The sequence below is a fragment of the Bordetella genomosp. 7 genome, assembly GCF_002261415.1.
GTDB lineage: Bacteria > Pseudomonadota > Gammaproteobacteria > Burkholderiales > Burkholderiaceae_B > Bordetella_A.
Genome location: NZ_NEVI01000023.1, coordinates 138,496 through 153,461, shown reverse-complemented (window position 1 = coordinate 153,461; position 14,966 = coordinate 138,496). Strand labels below are relative to the sequence as shown.

Here is a 14,966-nt window from a genome sequence, read left to right as displayed (position 1 = left end):
CGTATTTGACGTTTGAGTCGCCCGAAGACTCGTCCGGCGTCGGACAGAAGATCAGAAGTCACGCCCGCTTCTGGAGATCAGCGGGGCACGAGGTGCATCACTTTGTGTTGCGGCGCCGGAATGATAATCCTCAGGCTCCTTGCATCACTTATCTGTTCAACGATACTTCGGGCGGAAAGCCGACGTTGGCTGCATGGCGGTCAAATGGCCGAATCCGGGAAGCCCTGTCTGCATGGACACCCGACCTTGTTTATATGCGACAGTTGTTATGGTGGCCCGGCGCCGTGCGGGCATGCCATGTGGCCCCGCTGGTAATCGAGTTTAATTCCATTGCTTTGCACGAGTACAGGCAGCAGTCGATGCTTAAGTATCGACTGGATTCATTTTCGCGGTCGTTCTTTCCGCGCGTTGCACGGGCTATCGTGTCCGTTACCGCAGAGATCGACCGAACCGTGAAGGCGGGCCCGGCGCTGCGCGCGGTTATTGGCAACGGCTACGACGTGAAGGCAATCGTGCCGCGGCCCCCGCCCAATAATGTGCGTCCCCAACTTTTATTCGTCGGCTCGCCAAATCAAGCGTGGCACGGGGTGGACAAGCTGAGGGCGCTGGCCGGCCTGCTTGCAGACTGTGACTTTCACATTGTCGTCCCGGGTTATACCGAATCTGGACCACCCAATTTCATCTGCCACGGTGCTTTGTATGGTGAATCGTTAACTGCCCTGTACTACAATACCGACGTGGCGTTTGGAACCCTGGCGCTTCACCGCAAGCAGATGGAACAAGCTACGCCGCTCAAGGTCCGGGAGTATCTGGCCCACGGGATTCCGGTGATCATTGGGTATGACGATCCAGATTTGCACAATACCGACTACTGTCTTCGCATTCCCAATACAGAAACCAATGTAATTGAGGCGGCGCCGCGCATTCGTCGCTATATAGCCGATTGGCAACGACGTGCCCCCGACAGGGCGGACGTGGTGGGTCGACTTGATCACGAGATCAAAGAAGCGACGCGGCTGGCATTATTCGGGAGAGTGGTCAGGAATGGCCGTTAAGCAGTTATTGCTCATCAGCAACGGATATCCTGATGCAGCCGCTCGCGAGAAAGGGTTCATCCTGCCCGAGATCCATGCGTTTCTCGCCGCCGGCTACAGGGTGACGATCGCACCCGTGCGGCCGATCGCCCGGTTGGACGCCGATCTTCCCCCGGAAGTCACTGTGGACCGTGGGCTTGCCAGCATGTACAAGCCCGGGCAGTTACTCGTCACCATGGTATTGCTTGGCAGGGCGGGGTTTTTCTGGAAAGAGATGCGCATTGCCATGCGGCACGGCAAGTGGGCTGGATTCGCTCACTTCCTAAAAGAGAGTGTGCGAACAATGAGCATGCTTCGCTTCGGCAAGCGCCGTACGTACGACGTGCTGTACACATACTGGTTTAAAGGCGAGACAGCCGGGATAGGGTTCTTGCCGCGTGACGGTTCGTTGAGGATCACTCGGGCGCACGGCTATGACCTATATGAAGAGCGGCCGCACAACCGAGGCTACATTCCCTATCGCGAACAAACCTTGCCCCTGCTTGATCGCGTCGTGTTCCTGTCGGAAGAGGCGCGTGATTATGCAGCGCAACGGTACTCGTGGGTCAAGACGCCCTCCATCATCTCGCCCTTGGGCGTGGCAGTAGAGCCCAGGCTCAACCCCACGCCCGACGGTCAGCGCATTCAATTGGTGTCGTGTTCTTACCCGACGGCCAACAAGCGGTTACCGCTCATTGCTCAGTTGGCTGCCGCGATTGCGCGCCAAGCGCCTGGTTTGTCTGTGAACTGGACCCATTTCGGCTGTTCGAAGCAACACGCTGGCTTGCGACGGTTTGCGCCGCCTGCCAACCTAGCGATCGAGTTCATGGGAGAGGTGCCGCATTCGCGCATTCAGCAGTGGTACCGGGACTCGCCGGTAGATTTCTTCATTAACCTGAGCCAATCGGAAGGTCAGCCGGTGTCCATCATGGAGGCGATGGCATTCGGCATCCCGGTCGTGGCGACTGCGGTTGGAGGTGTTCCCTGTATGTTGCAGGAGGGAGGGGGCTTACTCCTGCCGGCCACGCCGGACACGGACGTTGCCGCCCGGGAAATCATCGCGGCACGTAATTCTCCCGAGCGCTATGCGGCGTTACGCGCCAACGCCTTGAAAACCCAGCGCATGCATTTCAATACAGCCGAAAATCATCGCCGGCTGGTCTCGATAATTGACACACTGCTGGCGTAGCCGCTCAGTGCCCCCGCGGGCGGCGAATACTCGGGCACTAACTCGCATAGCTGCCGCAGCACGCCGTCCCGGTCGTTGGCCTGCAGGGCGTGCTGCAACCCCCGCAGGCCGGCTTCCAGTTCGGCATGCAGCAGGCAGTGTTCGCGCGCCTTCATGATGCGGGGATGCTCGGTGGTTTGCGAAGCTTCCCCGATCAATAGTTCTTCGTACAGTTTCTCGCCCGGACGCAACCCCGTGATGCGGATCTCGATATCGCCCGACGGGTTTTCTTCGTCGCGCACAGTCAGGCCATACAGGTGGATCATGCGCTCGGCCAGGTCGCGGATGCGCACGGCTTCGCCCATGTCCAGCAGGAACACCGAGCCCGACTCGCCCATGGAACCTGCCTGCAGCACCAGCTGGGCCGCCTCGGGGATGGTCATGAAATAGCGCGTGATGTCCGGGTGCGTCAGGGTGATGGGGCCGCCTGCGAGGATCTGCTTGTGAAACAGCGGCACCACGCTGCCCGAGCTGCCCAGCACATTACCGAAGCGCACCATCGAGAAGCGCGTGGCGGACCCGATTTGCGCACAGCCTTGCAGCACCTGTTCGGCCAACCGCTTCGACGCACCCATGACATTGGTGGGGCGTACCGCCTTGTCGGTGGAGATCAGCACGAAGTCTTGCACGCCCGCTGCGATGGCGGCGCGGGCCATGGCGCGCGTGCCAAAGGTATTGGTTTGTATGCCTTCGGCAATGTTGTGTTCGACGATGGGCACGTGTTTATAGGCGGCAGCGTGATACACGGTTTGCACGCCATGGCGGCGCAACTGCAGCAGACAGTGCTCGTAGTCGCGCACCGAGCCCAGAATGCCAACCAGTTCGGTATCGCTGCCGGCGGCATTGCGCAAGGCGACGAGTTCCTGCTCGATAGCGTAGAGTGCGGGTTCGGATATTTCGAACAACACCAGGCGGTGCGGCCGCAATTCGAGGATCTGGCGGCACAGTTCCGACCCGATAGAGCCGCCCGCGCCCGTTACCATGATGGAGCGGCCCGTGACGCAGCGCCCCAGCAGCTCGGGAATGGGCGGAATGGGGTCGCGGCCCAGCAGGTCTTCGACCTGGATGTCGCGCAGCCGCGGCCCGCGGCGCGGATCGACAAGTTCGCGCAGGCTGGATACCGTGCGAATGCGCAGCCGGAAGGGCTCGGCCATCTCGACCACTTGCCGGATGCGCGTGCGCGAGGCCGACGGCATGGCAATCAGCAACTGCGCGACCTGGTATTTGGCAACCAGCCGCGCCAATTGCGATGGCGGGTAGATGCGCAGGCCCGCCATGACCAGGCGGTGTTTGCGCGGATCGTCGTCGATCATGGCCACCGGCAGGTAATGCGGACTGGCCCGCAGCGCGGCCGCCAGCTGCGAACCCAGGCTGCCGCCTCCGTAGATGATGACGGGCGTTTGCAGGCCCGCGGCCGCTGTACGTGTGCCGGGGAACAGCACGCGCCGCGCGATCAGCCGAACGCCTAGCAGCAGGATGAGCGCGATGAGCGGGTAGATGACCAGCACAGCGCGCGACAAGCCAAACGACAGGCGCAGGAACGTGTCGATGGCGGTGACGGCCAGCACCGATACGATAACCCCCCCCGCAACGCCCAGCAGCACGCGCTCGTTCATGTAGCGCAGGATGTAATAGTAGACCCGGAATGCTGCTAATGCAGTGACGCCACTGGCACAGGCCACCAGCGACAGAATCGCATAGTAGTGGTTTACGTACAGCACTTCGAACCGCGCCCAGACGGCCAAGTAGAACGACGCTAGCAGCAGCACGGCGTCAAGCAGCGCCGCCAGTATTTGCTTGCAGGGGCGCGGCAGATTCACAAGGAATCGTCGCAAGGCAGCGGGCATGAACATGAAAAACGTGGGCCTGAGGTCGAAGGATGGCGAATTTTACCGGGAACGCCCGGTCAGATCAGTCTCGCGCAGGGGCCCGCCCGAACTCGGCCGCCGCAGCCCGGTTAGCCGAAGTTGCCAGAGCTGCACGACGGTATGCTGGACGGGGCAACTGTGCAAGCATGGCGCCCAACAAGAACCAGAAAGGCTGGAAATAAACCATCGAACTTGGGGCTATTCCGGCGATACCGATGACCAGCAGGCATGTGCGGCCGATCCAGTCCAGCCGCCAGAACAGCCATAATAAGAACAGTGGCCACGCAACACCCACGTAGAACAGCATCTCTAGCCAGAAGAGGTGGGGCGAGCCCCAAGGTACCAGTCCCTCTCGCGTCGGCCATAGCACGTTGAGTTGGCCTGCACCCATTCCCGCTAACCATTGCCACCAAGGCATGTCGCGGGCTTGGCCGATCATGTCCATGAGCAGTATCTTGCGCGAGCCAGTGGACCGATCCCCTTGGGACGCGACCAATTCCCATTCACCGTCGTTCAGGGTGATCTGGGGCAGGGCGCGCAGGGTCATGCCGCCATACTGCTGCCACAACAAGCCAGCACCGGTGACGGCGGCCCATGCAAGCGCCAGCGTTACCTTGCGGCGCCAGGATCCCTCCAGTAGAAAAACCAGGTAGACGGCCCCCAGCACCATCATGCCCAGCATGTCGGCCCGCCGATTCAGCACTAGGCAGTACAGCCAACCGGCAGCAAACAACGCCAACGACAGGCGCCGCCGCGCCAGTAGCCACAGCAGGTTGACCACGACCAGAGCGGTCGCCATGTTGTTGATGTTGTCCCAAGGGCCGCCGGTAAGCGGAAAGCGCGCACGAAAGCGCTCGGAATAGGTGATGAGATCAAACCACGGCACCAGCGCCATCAAGAACCATAGCGCCACCAACCATGGTAGCCAGCGCAGGTATGCACTGCCCTGTCGGGCAAGGTGTTCTCCCAATAGCGCATACGATAGGCTGATGATGAAGATAACCGCGTACTGTACGTAGCGCGGGAAGCTGTGCGCCCACAGCGCCTGCGCGCATATCAGCAGCAGAACCGCGATGGCGGCAGGCATGACTCGGCCGTACAACAGGCTGCGGCGGGTATGTCCATCGATGCAGAACGCCAGGGCCAACAGCGCTAGGCCCCAATGGAACGGTCGTAACGGGGGGGCCAGGTATATCGACGAGCCCAGCAGCATCAGGACGCAGGCGGCCACCAGTAGCCGCTGCGCCAATGCGAAGCGCGGATAGTCAGGGGAAGGCAGAGCAGATGGCATAAAAAATCGCGGGCGCAGCAATGCCTACGGCAATCAGTCTGCCCACCAACATGCGCTGCACCGCAGCATAAACTCGGGCAGGCGTGTGGCTGTCGACAATGTGCGCGATACGGGGTTCGAGAATAAAAGTCAGCAGCACCGTGGCGCCGCCGTTGATGATGCCGGACAACTGTGAAATCGTGCTGCGGTAATCATGGAACACGAGCGCGAAGTAATACGACAGCAATACGCCCAGGGCATAGCAGAGAAACACGGCCGCGGCCAACGGCGCAATGGTGGCCGGTGCCGGTGCGGTCGGCGCATCGAGCTTGGTGCGTAGTTCACCCAGTGTGATGAGGGGCTGCCCTTCATTGCGCGTAATGAAATTGGCCAGCCGCACGATCCAGCGGTAGCGCAGCGCATAGGCAAGCAGCGATAGCATGGTGGCGCCGCCTAAGGCCGCCAGCCCCATATACAGATAATGTTCGCGCGGCAGGCTGCGGTCGATCAGAAAGCCCAGCATGGGCATCAACGCCAGATAGAAGAATCGTGTGACCGTCGTGGTGGCGTTCTGGATGGCATAGCCGGTTACCGGCTTGCCGGCCAGGCTCCCGGCTACACGCGCGTAGTAGCTCAGGAATTCGAGCAGGTGAATAATCGAGAAGCTGGCCACCACCAGCAGCATGAGCAGTTTCATGGCAAGTCCGGACCGGTGCCAGAACGCGCCAGACGCAGCGTTTTACGATACGCCTCGAGCATGACGTCAAGACTGTGTTCCCAGGTATAGTGCCGCAGTACATGTTCCCGGCCGCAGGCTCCCATGCGGGCGCGTTGCTGGGGATCGAGCACGAGATCCACGATGCGTGCAGCGGCGAAGCCCGGATTCTCCACTGGTACGATGAAACCAGTTTCATCGTCGGCAACGACCTCCGCAGGACCATCTGCATCAGAGACGACGACCGGAACGCCACAAGACGACGCTTCGAGTATCGCGACGCCAAAGCTGTCCTGGCGGCTGAGTGCGACGTAGACATCCAGTTCTGCCAGGGCTTTGGGAACCTCTGCGTGGGGTATGAAACCCGCGAACACCACGCGGTCTTGCACGCCAAGTTCGTGGGCCAATTGTTGCAGTGTAGATAGTTGACTGCCCTTACCATAGATTCGCAACTGCAGACGACGCGCGATGTCCGGATGCGACCGCTCGAGTTGTGATACCACGATGTGGAAGGCCTGCAATAGCGTGTCTATCCCGTATTGGGGTTCCAGGCCCTTGATAGCGCCGATTACGATGGGGCCGGCAGTCGAGGGGCGGCGCCGCTCACCAGGGGAAAATTGGAGATGATCGATCCCGAAGGGCGTTACCACTACGGGGAAGTTGCCCACGGCCTTGATGCGGTGTGCCATCGCGTGGCTCGTGGAGCCGATCAGCGTCGCGTGGTTCAGGTTGCTCGCCAAAATTCGCCGGTGCAACCGCGACTTACAGGGGAATCTGTAGATGTCGCTTCCCCAAGCTGAGAGCAGCAATGGTCGCGTATCGGCCAGGCGCGCCAACAGGCCATACCCTGTCGCGTAATGGGCGTTCACTAATTCTGGGCCGATTTTCTTCAGTAGGCGACGAACTGCTGGTGCCGCCAGGAAATAACCTGTCGGCGCCCCGAAAGGAAGCGGGTGGAATTCGACCGAGTCAGAGAGTTCGGGTGCAGGTCGATGCAGAGACAGCAAATGCACGGCTATACCGCGTTGCGTCAGGCCATTGGCCCATCGCACCGTATGTATGCTATTGGCTGCGCCAAGAAGCGCAACACGCCGGGGGGTGTAGGTGGACGCCAAAATTCATTCTATCGTCTGCTAGTACATCAAGAATGTACTCGGCCTGCTCTTATAAAAAATGCGACTAAAAGTATCTCGGATTAACCGGATGGGGGCCGTATGTATCGTTACGCTGCCCGGCTTCGAGAGGGTAAATGCTCGAGGGTGGACAGAATATGCCTGGTGTGATGCGCTACCAAGTTATTGGCCAAGCACCATTCGCGTCCAGCCGCCCCCATGGCGTGCAGGTGGTCGGAAGACATGGCTGCTATCTGATCTATAGCAGTCGCAATGGCTGACGGGTCGCCAGGGGGGCAACATAGCCCGGCCCCCGACGCCTGCACAGGATTGTTAGTGTCGCCCACGCTGTAAAGTATAGGTACGCTTGCAAGCATGTAGTCGTTAAGCTTTGTCAGGCTCGCCCCATAGGCGTACAAAGGGGAAGCATGCAGGCCCACATACGCTACATCTATCCGGTTCAGGAAACTCGGAACCTGCCGACGTGTGACGGGTGCCAGAAAATGCACACGTTCGAGGCAGCCTAGTCGCCCTGCCTGCTTTTGGAGTGACTCTCGACTGGAACCGTCGCCCATCATGACCAGGTGAACCCGGGAATGCGTTCGAGGCAATGCATCGACGACGGCTTCCATTGCATTCGCGTGGCCCAGTGTGCCGGCGTATCCCAATATGAATGCATTGCTGTCTCGTAGGTGGGTCAGTAATGCAGCATGCTGTTCTGGCAAGGGCTGAGGTGGCACTGTGTCTACCAATGCGCCGTTTCCGATCGGCAGGAAGCGTCCCGCCGCAAGGCCTCTGCTCTGCAGGTAGGGTTCCGCGTTGTGCGGAACGGCGGTCACCAAATCAGCGTGGCGACAACCATAGTCCTCAGCAGCTTGCATTGCTCGGATAAATGGATGCCAGGTAGGGGCGTCGCCTAGATGGATAGGGGTAAGCGGCCATAAATCGCGGATGTCGAAAATCAAACGCGCCTTATGGCGACGCGCCAGGCGAGCCGCCGGATAAATGGTGAATGGGTGCGGCGATGAGGCGATGACCACGTCGTAGCGCCTTCCCGCAGGCAGCGGAAAAAGCTGGCACTGCAGTGTATACGCGCCCATGCTGGCGACCCGGCCGAAGTGGCTTGCAGGCGAATATCGGGGCCCCCAAAGCCAAACATATCGCACGCCGTCGAGCATCTGTATCCCAACGCGGCCCTTGAAGGTCGGTTGATGTTGGCGTACGTGGGAGTATCCGGAGGCCACAATTGTCACATCGTGGCCTTGGCGCACCCATTCTCTTGCCATAGCGTAGTTTCGGAACACCATGCCATGTTCAGGAGAACCGGCGTAATGCGAAAAGATCACGATGTTCATTGCGCTGTCGTCATAGTTCTTATAGCAGGGGGAGGGTCAATCCCGGCCTGCACCTAGCAACGCTGCTACCACGCACACTGGGACAGTGCACGCAAGAAGCGCCGGCAACGCGCGCTGGATGGGCTCTGCGCTTGCCCACCAGAACAGGGTCCCGGCGAATAGCGTGGATATGCTTGTATAAATTAGGGTTACTGGCAGATGCGCGTTGAAGCGCCGCGCCAAATGTTGGTATGCATGCGATCGATGGGCGACGCCCGGCCTCTTGCCGCGCAATATGCGCACTACGAGCGTAGTGGTTGCATCGGAAATAAAAGGTGCCAATGGAATCAGCCACCATATGATGGGCGTATTGCTATCGCGCGCCCATATCAACGCGAGCGCTCCCAATGTAAACCCACAGAAGCCACTCCCGACGTCGCCCATGAAAATGCGTGCGGGTGGCCAGTTGTGACGTAGGAAGCCTGCAACCGCGCCGATCAGCACCAGGGCGGCAGGTGCCGCCAAAGGCGCCCCAAGCGCCCACACCGCACCTGCCGCTATGGCTTGCCCGGATGCGATGCCGTCGATGCCGTCCATGAAGTTGTAGAGATTGGTCAGCCAAATGATTCCTACGCCATACAGCACCGCTGCAGCGGGAGCCGGAATGACATAACTGCCAAATGAGAGCTCGGGAAGGGGGGCTGCCAGCCACAATAAGGCGGCGGTACAGAGCGCCTGTACCAGTAGTCTTACCCGAGCGCTGAGGGAAATTATGTCATCGACATAACCCACAATCGCGACAGGCAGGCCGCACGCCAGCGCGAGCAGTAGTTGCCCGGGTACCAGATCCATCGCGTATAGCGCGGTCGTGCCGGCGTAGAGAGCCAGCACGATGGCAATGCCGCCTCCGCGCGGAGTTGCGCGGACATGCGAGCTGCGATGGTTTGGATGGTCCAGTAGGTTTTTCTGTGTTGCCAGTGCTATTGCCCAGCGGGTCGATAGCCATGCCAGCGCAAATGTGCCGACCGAGACCAGAAGAACTGGAAGTGTCATGCGAGCCGAAATATAGAGCGATCAGGCAAGCGCGTCGCGCAGTGCGGCCACGATCCGGTCTTGCGTGGCGGGATCCAGGTCGGGATGCATGGGCAGGCTCATGACCTGTTCGGCAAGCATGTCGGATACGGGCGTGGCGCCGGCCCCTTCGGCATACTGCGCGTAGGCCGGTTGGGCGTGGATGGGGCGGGGGTAATGGATGGCCGTCGGTATGCCGGCCTCTTTCAGTTTGGCCTGCACCTGGTCGCGGTTGGGGACCATGACGGTGTACTGCGCCCAGACGCTGTCGCGGTCGGGCCGTACGGTGACGGTGCGGGCGCCGGCCGGCAGGTCGGCGAGCAGGCGGCTGTAGCGGGCGCCGATTTCGATGCGCTGGCCGATTTCCCATTCAAAGCGTTCGAGCTTGCCCAGCACCACGGCGCATTGCAGGGTGTCCATGCGGCCGCCCACGCCGACCCGCGTGTGGTAGTAGCGGGCCGATTGGCCATGCACGCGGATTTCGCGGCAAGCCTGGGCAATTGCGTCGTCATCGGTGAAGATGGCGCCGCCGTCGCCATAGCAGCCCAGCGGCTTGCTGGGGAAAAAACTGGTGCATCCGATGGTGGACAGGTTGCAGCTCTTGCGGCCCTTGTACGTGGCGCCGAAGCTCTGCGCGGCGTCTTCGATGACGGGGATGCCGTGGCGCGCGGCGATGGCATTGACTTCGTCCATGTCGCCCACCTGGCCGTACAGCGACACCGGCATGATGGCCTTGGTGCGCGGCGTGATCTTGGCTTCGATCAGCGACGTATCGATATTGCAGGTGTCGGGCTCGACGTCCACGAATACCGGCCTGGCGCCCAGCAGCACGATGACTTCGGCGGTGGCCACGAAGGTAAACGACGTAGTGATGACTTCGTCGCCCGGCCCGATGCCCAGCGCCATCAGGGACATGAGCAGGGCCTCGGTGCCCGATGCCACCGTGATGCAATGGCGCGCGCCGCTATGGGCGCAAAGGGCGGCTTCGAGTTCGTTGACCTCGGGGCCCATGATGTACTGCCCGTGATCCAGCACGGCCTGGATGCGCGCGTTGATGGGGTCGCGCAGTGCCTGGTATTGCTTTTTCAGATCGATGAATTGCATAGGAGCTCTCAGGCCAGGCGGCAGACGCCGTCGGTCAGTATGTAGCGGTCGCCGGTATGGGGGCAGGTAGTTTGGGCATTGCCCGCAAGGGGCAGGTCAAGCTGCTCGCCATGGCGGCTCATCCAGCCGATCTGGCGTGCGGGCACGCCCACCACCAGCGCAAAGTCGGGCACGTCTTTGTTGACCACCGCGCCGGCGCCCACGAAGGCATAGCGGCCGATGGTGGCGCCGCATACGATGGTGCAGTTTGCGCCCAGGGTCGCGCCCTGGCGCACGAGCGTGTCGCGGTATTCGCTCTTGCGTTCGATGGCCGCGCGCGGGTTGTAGACGTTGGTGAACACCATGCTCGGACCGCAGAATACGTCGTCTTCCAGGATGACGTTGTCGTATACCGACACGTTGTTTTGGATTTTTACGCGGTTGCCGATGCGTACCCGGTTGCCCACGTAGACGTTCTGGCCCAGCGAGCAGCCGTCGCCGATCGCGGCGCCGGCGCAAACGTGCACCCAGTGCCAGATGCGGCAGTCGGCGCCGATGCGGGCGCCTTCGTCCACGATGGCGGTGGGATGAATGGTTGTCATGGTCAGTCCAGCGGCAGGGGAATGCGCACGCCGTCGCGCGCCGACCGGTAAATGGCCGTCAGCAGGGCCAGCGAGTGCAGGCCTTCGCGCCCGTCGGTTTCGGGCTGGGCTTCGCCGCGCAGCGTGCTGATGACGTTGTCGTAATAAAGCGGGTGGCCAAAGCCATAGACAGACGAGGTTTCGTAGCTGGCGTCGCGGATCTTGTCGTCGTCCGGATGCGGCTCGGCGAACTTCCATTCGTCGATGCGGTTGACGGCCACCCCGCCCACCCGCACGGTACCCTTTTCGCCCAGGATGGTGATGGAGCCTTCGAGGTTTTGCGGGTAGGTCAGCATGGTGACGTTGATCGAACCCATGGCGCCATGCCGCCAGCGCACGGCCGCCACGCCGGTATCTTCGGCCTCGATGTGGCGGGCCAGCGTACCGGTGTAGGCGTACACGCTTTCAACCGGCCCGATCAGCCAGTCGAGCAGGTCGACGTAATGGCTGGCCTGGTTCATGAAGGCGCCGCCGTCCCATTCCCATTTGCCGCGCCAGCGCGCCGCGTCGTAGTACTCCTGGGGTCGCGTCCAGAATACGTTGACCGTCACCATGTAGATACGGCCGAAGCGGTTCTGCTCGATGGCTTTTTTCACGAGCTGCAGCGTGGCGTTGCGGCGGTTCTGCTTGACGACGAACAGGTGCACGCCGGCTTCGTCACAGGCCTTGACCATGCGCTTGCCGTCTTCCCAGCGCGTGGCCATGGGCTTTTCGCTGACGACGTGGCGGCCGGCCTGCGCGGCTTCGATGGCCTGCCAGGGGTGCAGCCCCGAAGGGGTGGCCAGTACCACGGCATCGGCAGTGCTCTGGGCCAGCAGCTCCCCCAGCGACTCGAACGGCCGCGCGCCGGTGGCGTCGTGCGCGGCCTTCAGCGCGGCCGGGTTGGTATCACAGACCTCGACGAGTTCGGCGCGGTCCTGGTGAGTCTGGATGGCGCCGATGTGGTTCTTTGAAATGCGACCACAGCCTACCAGAGCGAAGCGGACCTTGCGGTCGGTGATTGGGGGAGACGTCATAAATCGTGGGATTGTTGTAAATTGCCGGGATTCATGGTTGTGACCCGTCCCGGATCGGGGTCAAGCATTCCATTAATAATAACGCGAAGGCCGTTGTGGTCTTTTGCCCGAATACGCCGGAAAGTTCCTACTAGTAATTGATGGCAAATCGCATTCTCATTGTCCGCACCTCGTCACTTGGCGATCTGGTGCACATGCTGCCGGCAATCTCGGATATCGCCCGCCATGTGCCAGACGCCGTGATCGATTGGGTGGCGGAAGAGGCTTTCGCAGAAATTCCGGGCTGGCACCCTGCGGTCAACGAGGTCATCAAGGTGGCCCATCGCCGTTGGCGCAAAGCCTGGTGGTCGGCGCCGGTCAAGGCCGAACGGCAGGCGCTGGCCGAGCGTTTGCGCGCCGTGCAATATGACGTCGTGCTCGACATGCAGGCGCTGTTGAAGTCGGCCTGGCTGGTCCGGCAGACGCGCGGCGTGCGCCACGGGCTGGACTGGCGGTCGGCCCGCGAACCGCTGGCGTCGCTGTTTTACCAGCGGCGTCACCGGGTGGAGTTCTGGCAGCCCGCCGTCATCCGCCAGCGCACGCTGGCCGCCCTGGCGTTTGGCTACACGTATACCGGGCCGCCCGATTTTGGCCTGCAAGCCTTTGTGGACGAAGCCCAGGCGCAGGCGCGGGCTTGCCTGGCGCGCACCGAATGCTGCGCCCGGCCGCATCACCACCTGAACACCGATCGGGGCTATGCCGTCATCATGCCGTCGGCCAGTCGCGACGACAAACTCTGGCCGGAAGCCGACTGGCGTGCGGTGTTCGAACGGCTGCGCGGCGCCGGGTGCACCCTGCGCCTGCTGGCCGGCAACGCCCAGGAAACGGCGCGCGCCCAGGCGCTGGTCGAAGGCCTGGACGGTGTGGAGGTGCTGCCGCGCATGGACCTGACCTCGATCGCGCGCCAGCTCGCGGGGGCGCGCGTCATGGTGGGCCTGGACAGCGGGCTGACGCACTTGTCGGCCGCGCTGGGGCGGCCGACGATCGGCATATACCGGGCGTCCACCCCGGTGCGCACGCCGCTGATCGGCGCGAGTTTCACCGCCAGCCTGGGCGACCGGGGCGCGCCGCCTTCGCGCGAGGCGGTGCTGGCTTCGATAGACCAGGCCCTGGCGGCCAGCTGACGATGCGCACGCGCACCGCCGGCGTTTTCCGTAGCCGCGGCGCGGCGGGCTGACATGCGGCGCGGCGCCTATACCCTTGCCCTGTATGCGGCGGCGCCGCTGGCGTGGCTGTGGATGGCCAGGCGCGCCCGGCGGGCCGGCGGCGAGTGGGGCATTTTTTCGCCGGCGCGTTTCGGCCGCGCCGACCCGGCCGAGCCGGCGCCCTTCGCCCGGCCGCCCGTGTGGGTGCATGCGGTCAGCCTGGGCGAGACGCGCGCGGCCCAGCCGCTGGTCCAGGCGCTGCTCGACGCGGGGCTGCCGGTTCTGCTGACGCATACGACTGCGACGGGTCGGGCCGAAGGGGCGCGGCTGTTTGGCCAGGCAATTGCCGCGGGGCAATTGCGGCAGACCTGGCTGCCCTACGACTTTCCCGGCGCGGTGCGCGGTTTTCTGCAGCGGCATACGCCGCGCTGCGGGCTGCTTATCGAGCGCGAGGTCTGGCCGAACCTGCTGGCGCAGGCGCGCCGGCAAGGGGTGCGCATGGCGTTGGTCAGCGCGCGTTTTTCGGTGTCGTCGCTGCGGCAGGCGGGATGGATGGGAACCGCCCTGCGCGACGCGCTGGCGGGGCTGGATGCCGTGTTGGCCCAGACGCCCGAAGATGCCCGGCGACTGGAACAGGCGGGCGCGCGGCGGGTCCGCGTCACGGGCAACCTGAAGTTCGACCTGGACTTGCCCGCCGATCAAGTGCAGGCCGGGCGGGCCTGGCGACAGGCGCTGGGGCGGCCTGTGGTGGTCGTGGCCAGCACGCGCGAAGGCGAAGATGTTCCCTTTGCCCAGGCCATGCGCGCGCGTTCCGGCGCGGGGCGCCCGGTGCTCTATGTATTGATTCCGCGCCACCCGCAGCGGTTCGACGCCGCCGCGGGGCAGTTGCGCGCGGCGGGGCTGTCCTGCGTGCGCCGTTCGGCGCTGCAGGGCCGCCTGCAAGACTTGCCGCCCGTAGAGGGCGCCGTTGACGTCGTGCTGGGCGATTCGCTGGGCGAGATGGCGTTTTATTACGCGGCGGCCGACGTGGCCATCGTGGCGGGCAGCTTCGCCCCGCTGGGCGGGCAGAACCTGATCGAGGCCTGCGCGGCGGGCGTGCCGGTCGTCGTCGGGCCGCATACGTTCAATTTCAAGCAGGCGGCCGAAGATGCCATCGCCGCCGGAGCCGCCCTGCGCGCCGCCGACCCGCCCGCCGCGCTGGATGCCGCGCAGTCCCTGCTCGACGACGACGAACGCCGCCAGGCCATGGGCCGGGCCGCCCAAGCTTGGTCTGCCACTCACGCAGGCGCCACCCGGCGCACATTGCAGGCGCTGCAGGCGTGGTTATAGCGGGATTTCCAGCGCCAGGTTCTGGGGTGTCTGACACCCTCG

At 62.8% G+C, this 14,966-nt stretch carries 13 protein-coding genes; 4 read left to right on the top strand and 9 right to left on the bottom strand.

Annotated elements, in window-relative coordinates; translation table 11 throughout:
- Nucleotides 1–5 precede the first annotated feature (5 nt).
- Both CAL18_RS17625 and CAL18_RS17620 read left to right on the top strand, forming a co-directional pair.
- Nucleotides 6–1,055, top strand: a complete 1,050-nt coding sequence (locus CAL18_RS17625; RefSeq protein WP_249278435.1) for a glycosyltransferase — start codon at nt 6–8, stop codon at nt 1,053–1,055.
- Nucleotides 1,045–2,262 (top strand): glycosyltransferase, encoded by a 1,218-nt coding sequence (locus CAL18_RS17620; RefSeq protein ID WP_094818425.1) that lies wholly within the window; start codon nt 1,045–1,047, stop codon nt 2,260–2,262. Before CAL18_RS17625 ends, CAL18_RS17620 begins: the two co-directional genes overlap by 11 nt.
- On the opposite strand, the gene CAL18_RS17615 is transcribed toward CAL18_RS17620, so the two are convergent.
- From CAL18_RS17615 to CAL18_RS17575, 9 genes are all read right to left on the bottom strand, one after another.
- A complete protein-coding gene (locus CAL18_RS17615) occupies nt 2,220–4,154 on the bottom strand; it encodes a nucleoside-diphosphate sugar epimerase/dehydratase (RefSeq protein WP_094818424.1) in 1,935 nt (644 codons plus the stop codon). The two genes, CAL18_RS17620 and CAL18_RS17615, sit on opposite strands and share 43 nt — an antisense overlap.
- Before the next feature lie 58 nt (nt 4,155–4,212).
- The gene (locus CAL18_RS17610) at nt 4,213–5,256 is read right to left on the bottom strand and encodes a hypothetical protein (RefSeq protein ID WP_249278434.1); all 1,044 of its coding nucleotides are present in this window, start codon (nt 5,254–5,256) and stop codon (nt 4,213–4,215) included.
- A 178-nt stretch (nt 5,257–5,434) separates the two neighbouring features.
- Entirely contained in the window at nt 5,435–6,136 is a 702-nt protein-coding gene (locus CAL18_RS17605) for a lipid II flippase family protein (protein ID WP_094818423.1), read from the bottom strand.
- The gene (locus tag CAL18_RS17600; RefSeq protein WP_283163505.1) at nt 6,133–7,269 is read right to left on the bottom strand and encodes a glycosyltransferase; all 1,137 of its coding nucleotides are present in this window, start codon (nt 7,267–7,269) and stop codon (nt 6,133–6,135) included. Before CAL18_RS17600 ends, CAL18_RS17605 begins: the two co-directional genes overlap by 4 nt.
- A gap of 107 nt (nt 7,270–7,376) precedes the next feature.
- Nucleotides 7,377–8,621: a glycosyltransferase family 4 protein gene (locus tag CAL18_RS17595; protein ID WP_094818421.1), complete on the bottom strand. Its 1,245-nt coding sequence runs from the start codon at nt 8,619–8,621 to the stop codon at nt 7,377–7,379.
- Between the two features lie 36 nt (nt 8,622–8,657).
- The gene (locus CAL18_RS17590; RefSeq protein WP_094818420.1) at nt 8,658–9,653 is read right to left on the bottom strand and encodes an MraY family glycosyltransferase; all 996 of its coding nucleotides are present in this window, start codon (nt 9,651–9,653) and stop codon (nt 8,658–8,660) included.
- Between the two features lie 21 nt (nt 9,654–9,674).
- Nucleotides 9,675–10,775 carry a DegT/DnrJ/EryC1/StrS family aminotransferase gene (locus CAL18_RS17585; RefSeq protein ID WP_094818419.1) on the bottom strand — a complete coding sequence of 367 codons (1,101 nt, stop codon included), beginning with the start codon at nt 10,773–10,775 and terminating at the stop codon, nt 9,675–9,677.
- Nucleotides 10,776–10,783: 8 nt separating this feature from the next.
- Nucleotides 10,784–11,356, bottom strand: a complete 573-nt coding sequence (locus tag CAL18_RS17580) for an acyltransferase (protein ID WP_026640760.1) — start codon at nt 11,354–11,356, stop codon at nt 10,784–10,786.
- A 2-nt stretch (nt 11,357–11,358) separates the two neighbouring features.
- A complete protein-coding gene (locus tag CAL18_RS17575; protein WP_026640759.1) occupies nt 11,359–12,411 on the bottom strand; it encodes a Gfo/Idh/MocA family protein in 1,053 nt (350 codons plus the stop codon).
- Nucleotides 12,412–12,551: 140 nt separating this feature from the next.
- Between CAL18_RS17575 and waaC the strand changes: the two genes are divergently transcribed.
- Nucleotides 12,552–13,574, top strand: coding sequence for a lipopolysaccharide heptosyltransferase I (gene waaC / locus CAL18_RS17570; protein WP_094818418.1), 1,023 nt, complete (start codon nt 12,552–12,554; stop codon nt 13,572–13,574).
- 54 nt (nt 13,575–13,628) lie between these two features.
- Nucleotides 13,629–14,924, top strand: a complete 1,296-nt coding sequence (locus CAL18_RS17565; protein WP_094797564.1) for a 3-deoxy-D-manno-octulosonic acid transferase — start codon at nt 13,629–13,631, stop codon at nt 14,922–14,924.
- The last annotated feature ends 42 nt before the right edge of the window (nt 14,925–14,966 follow it).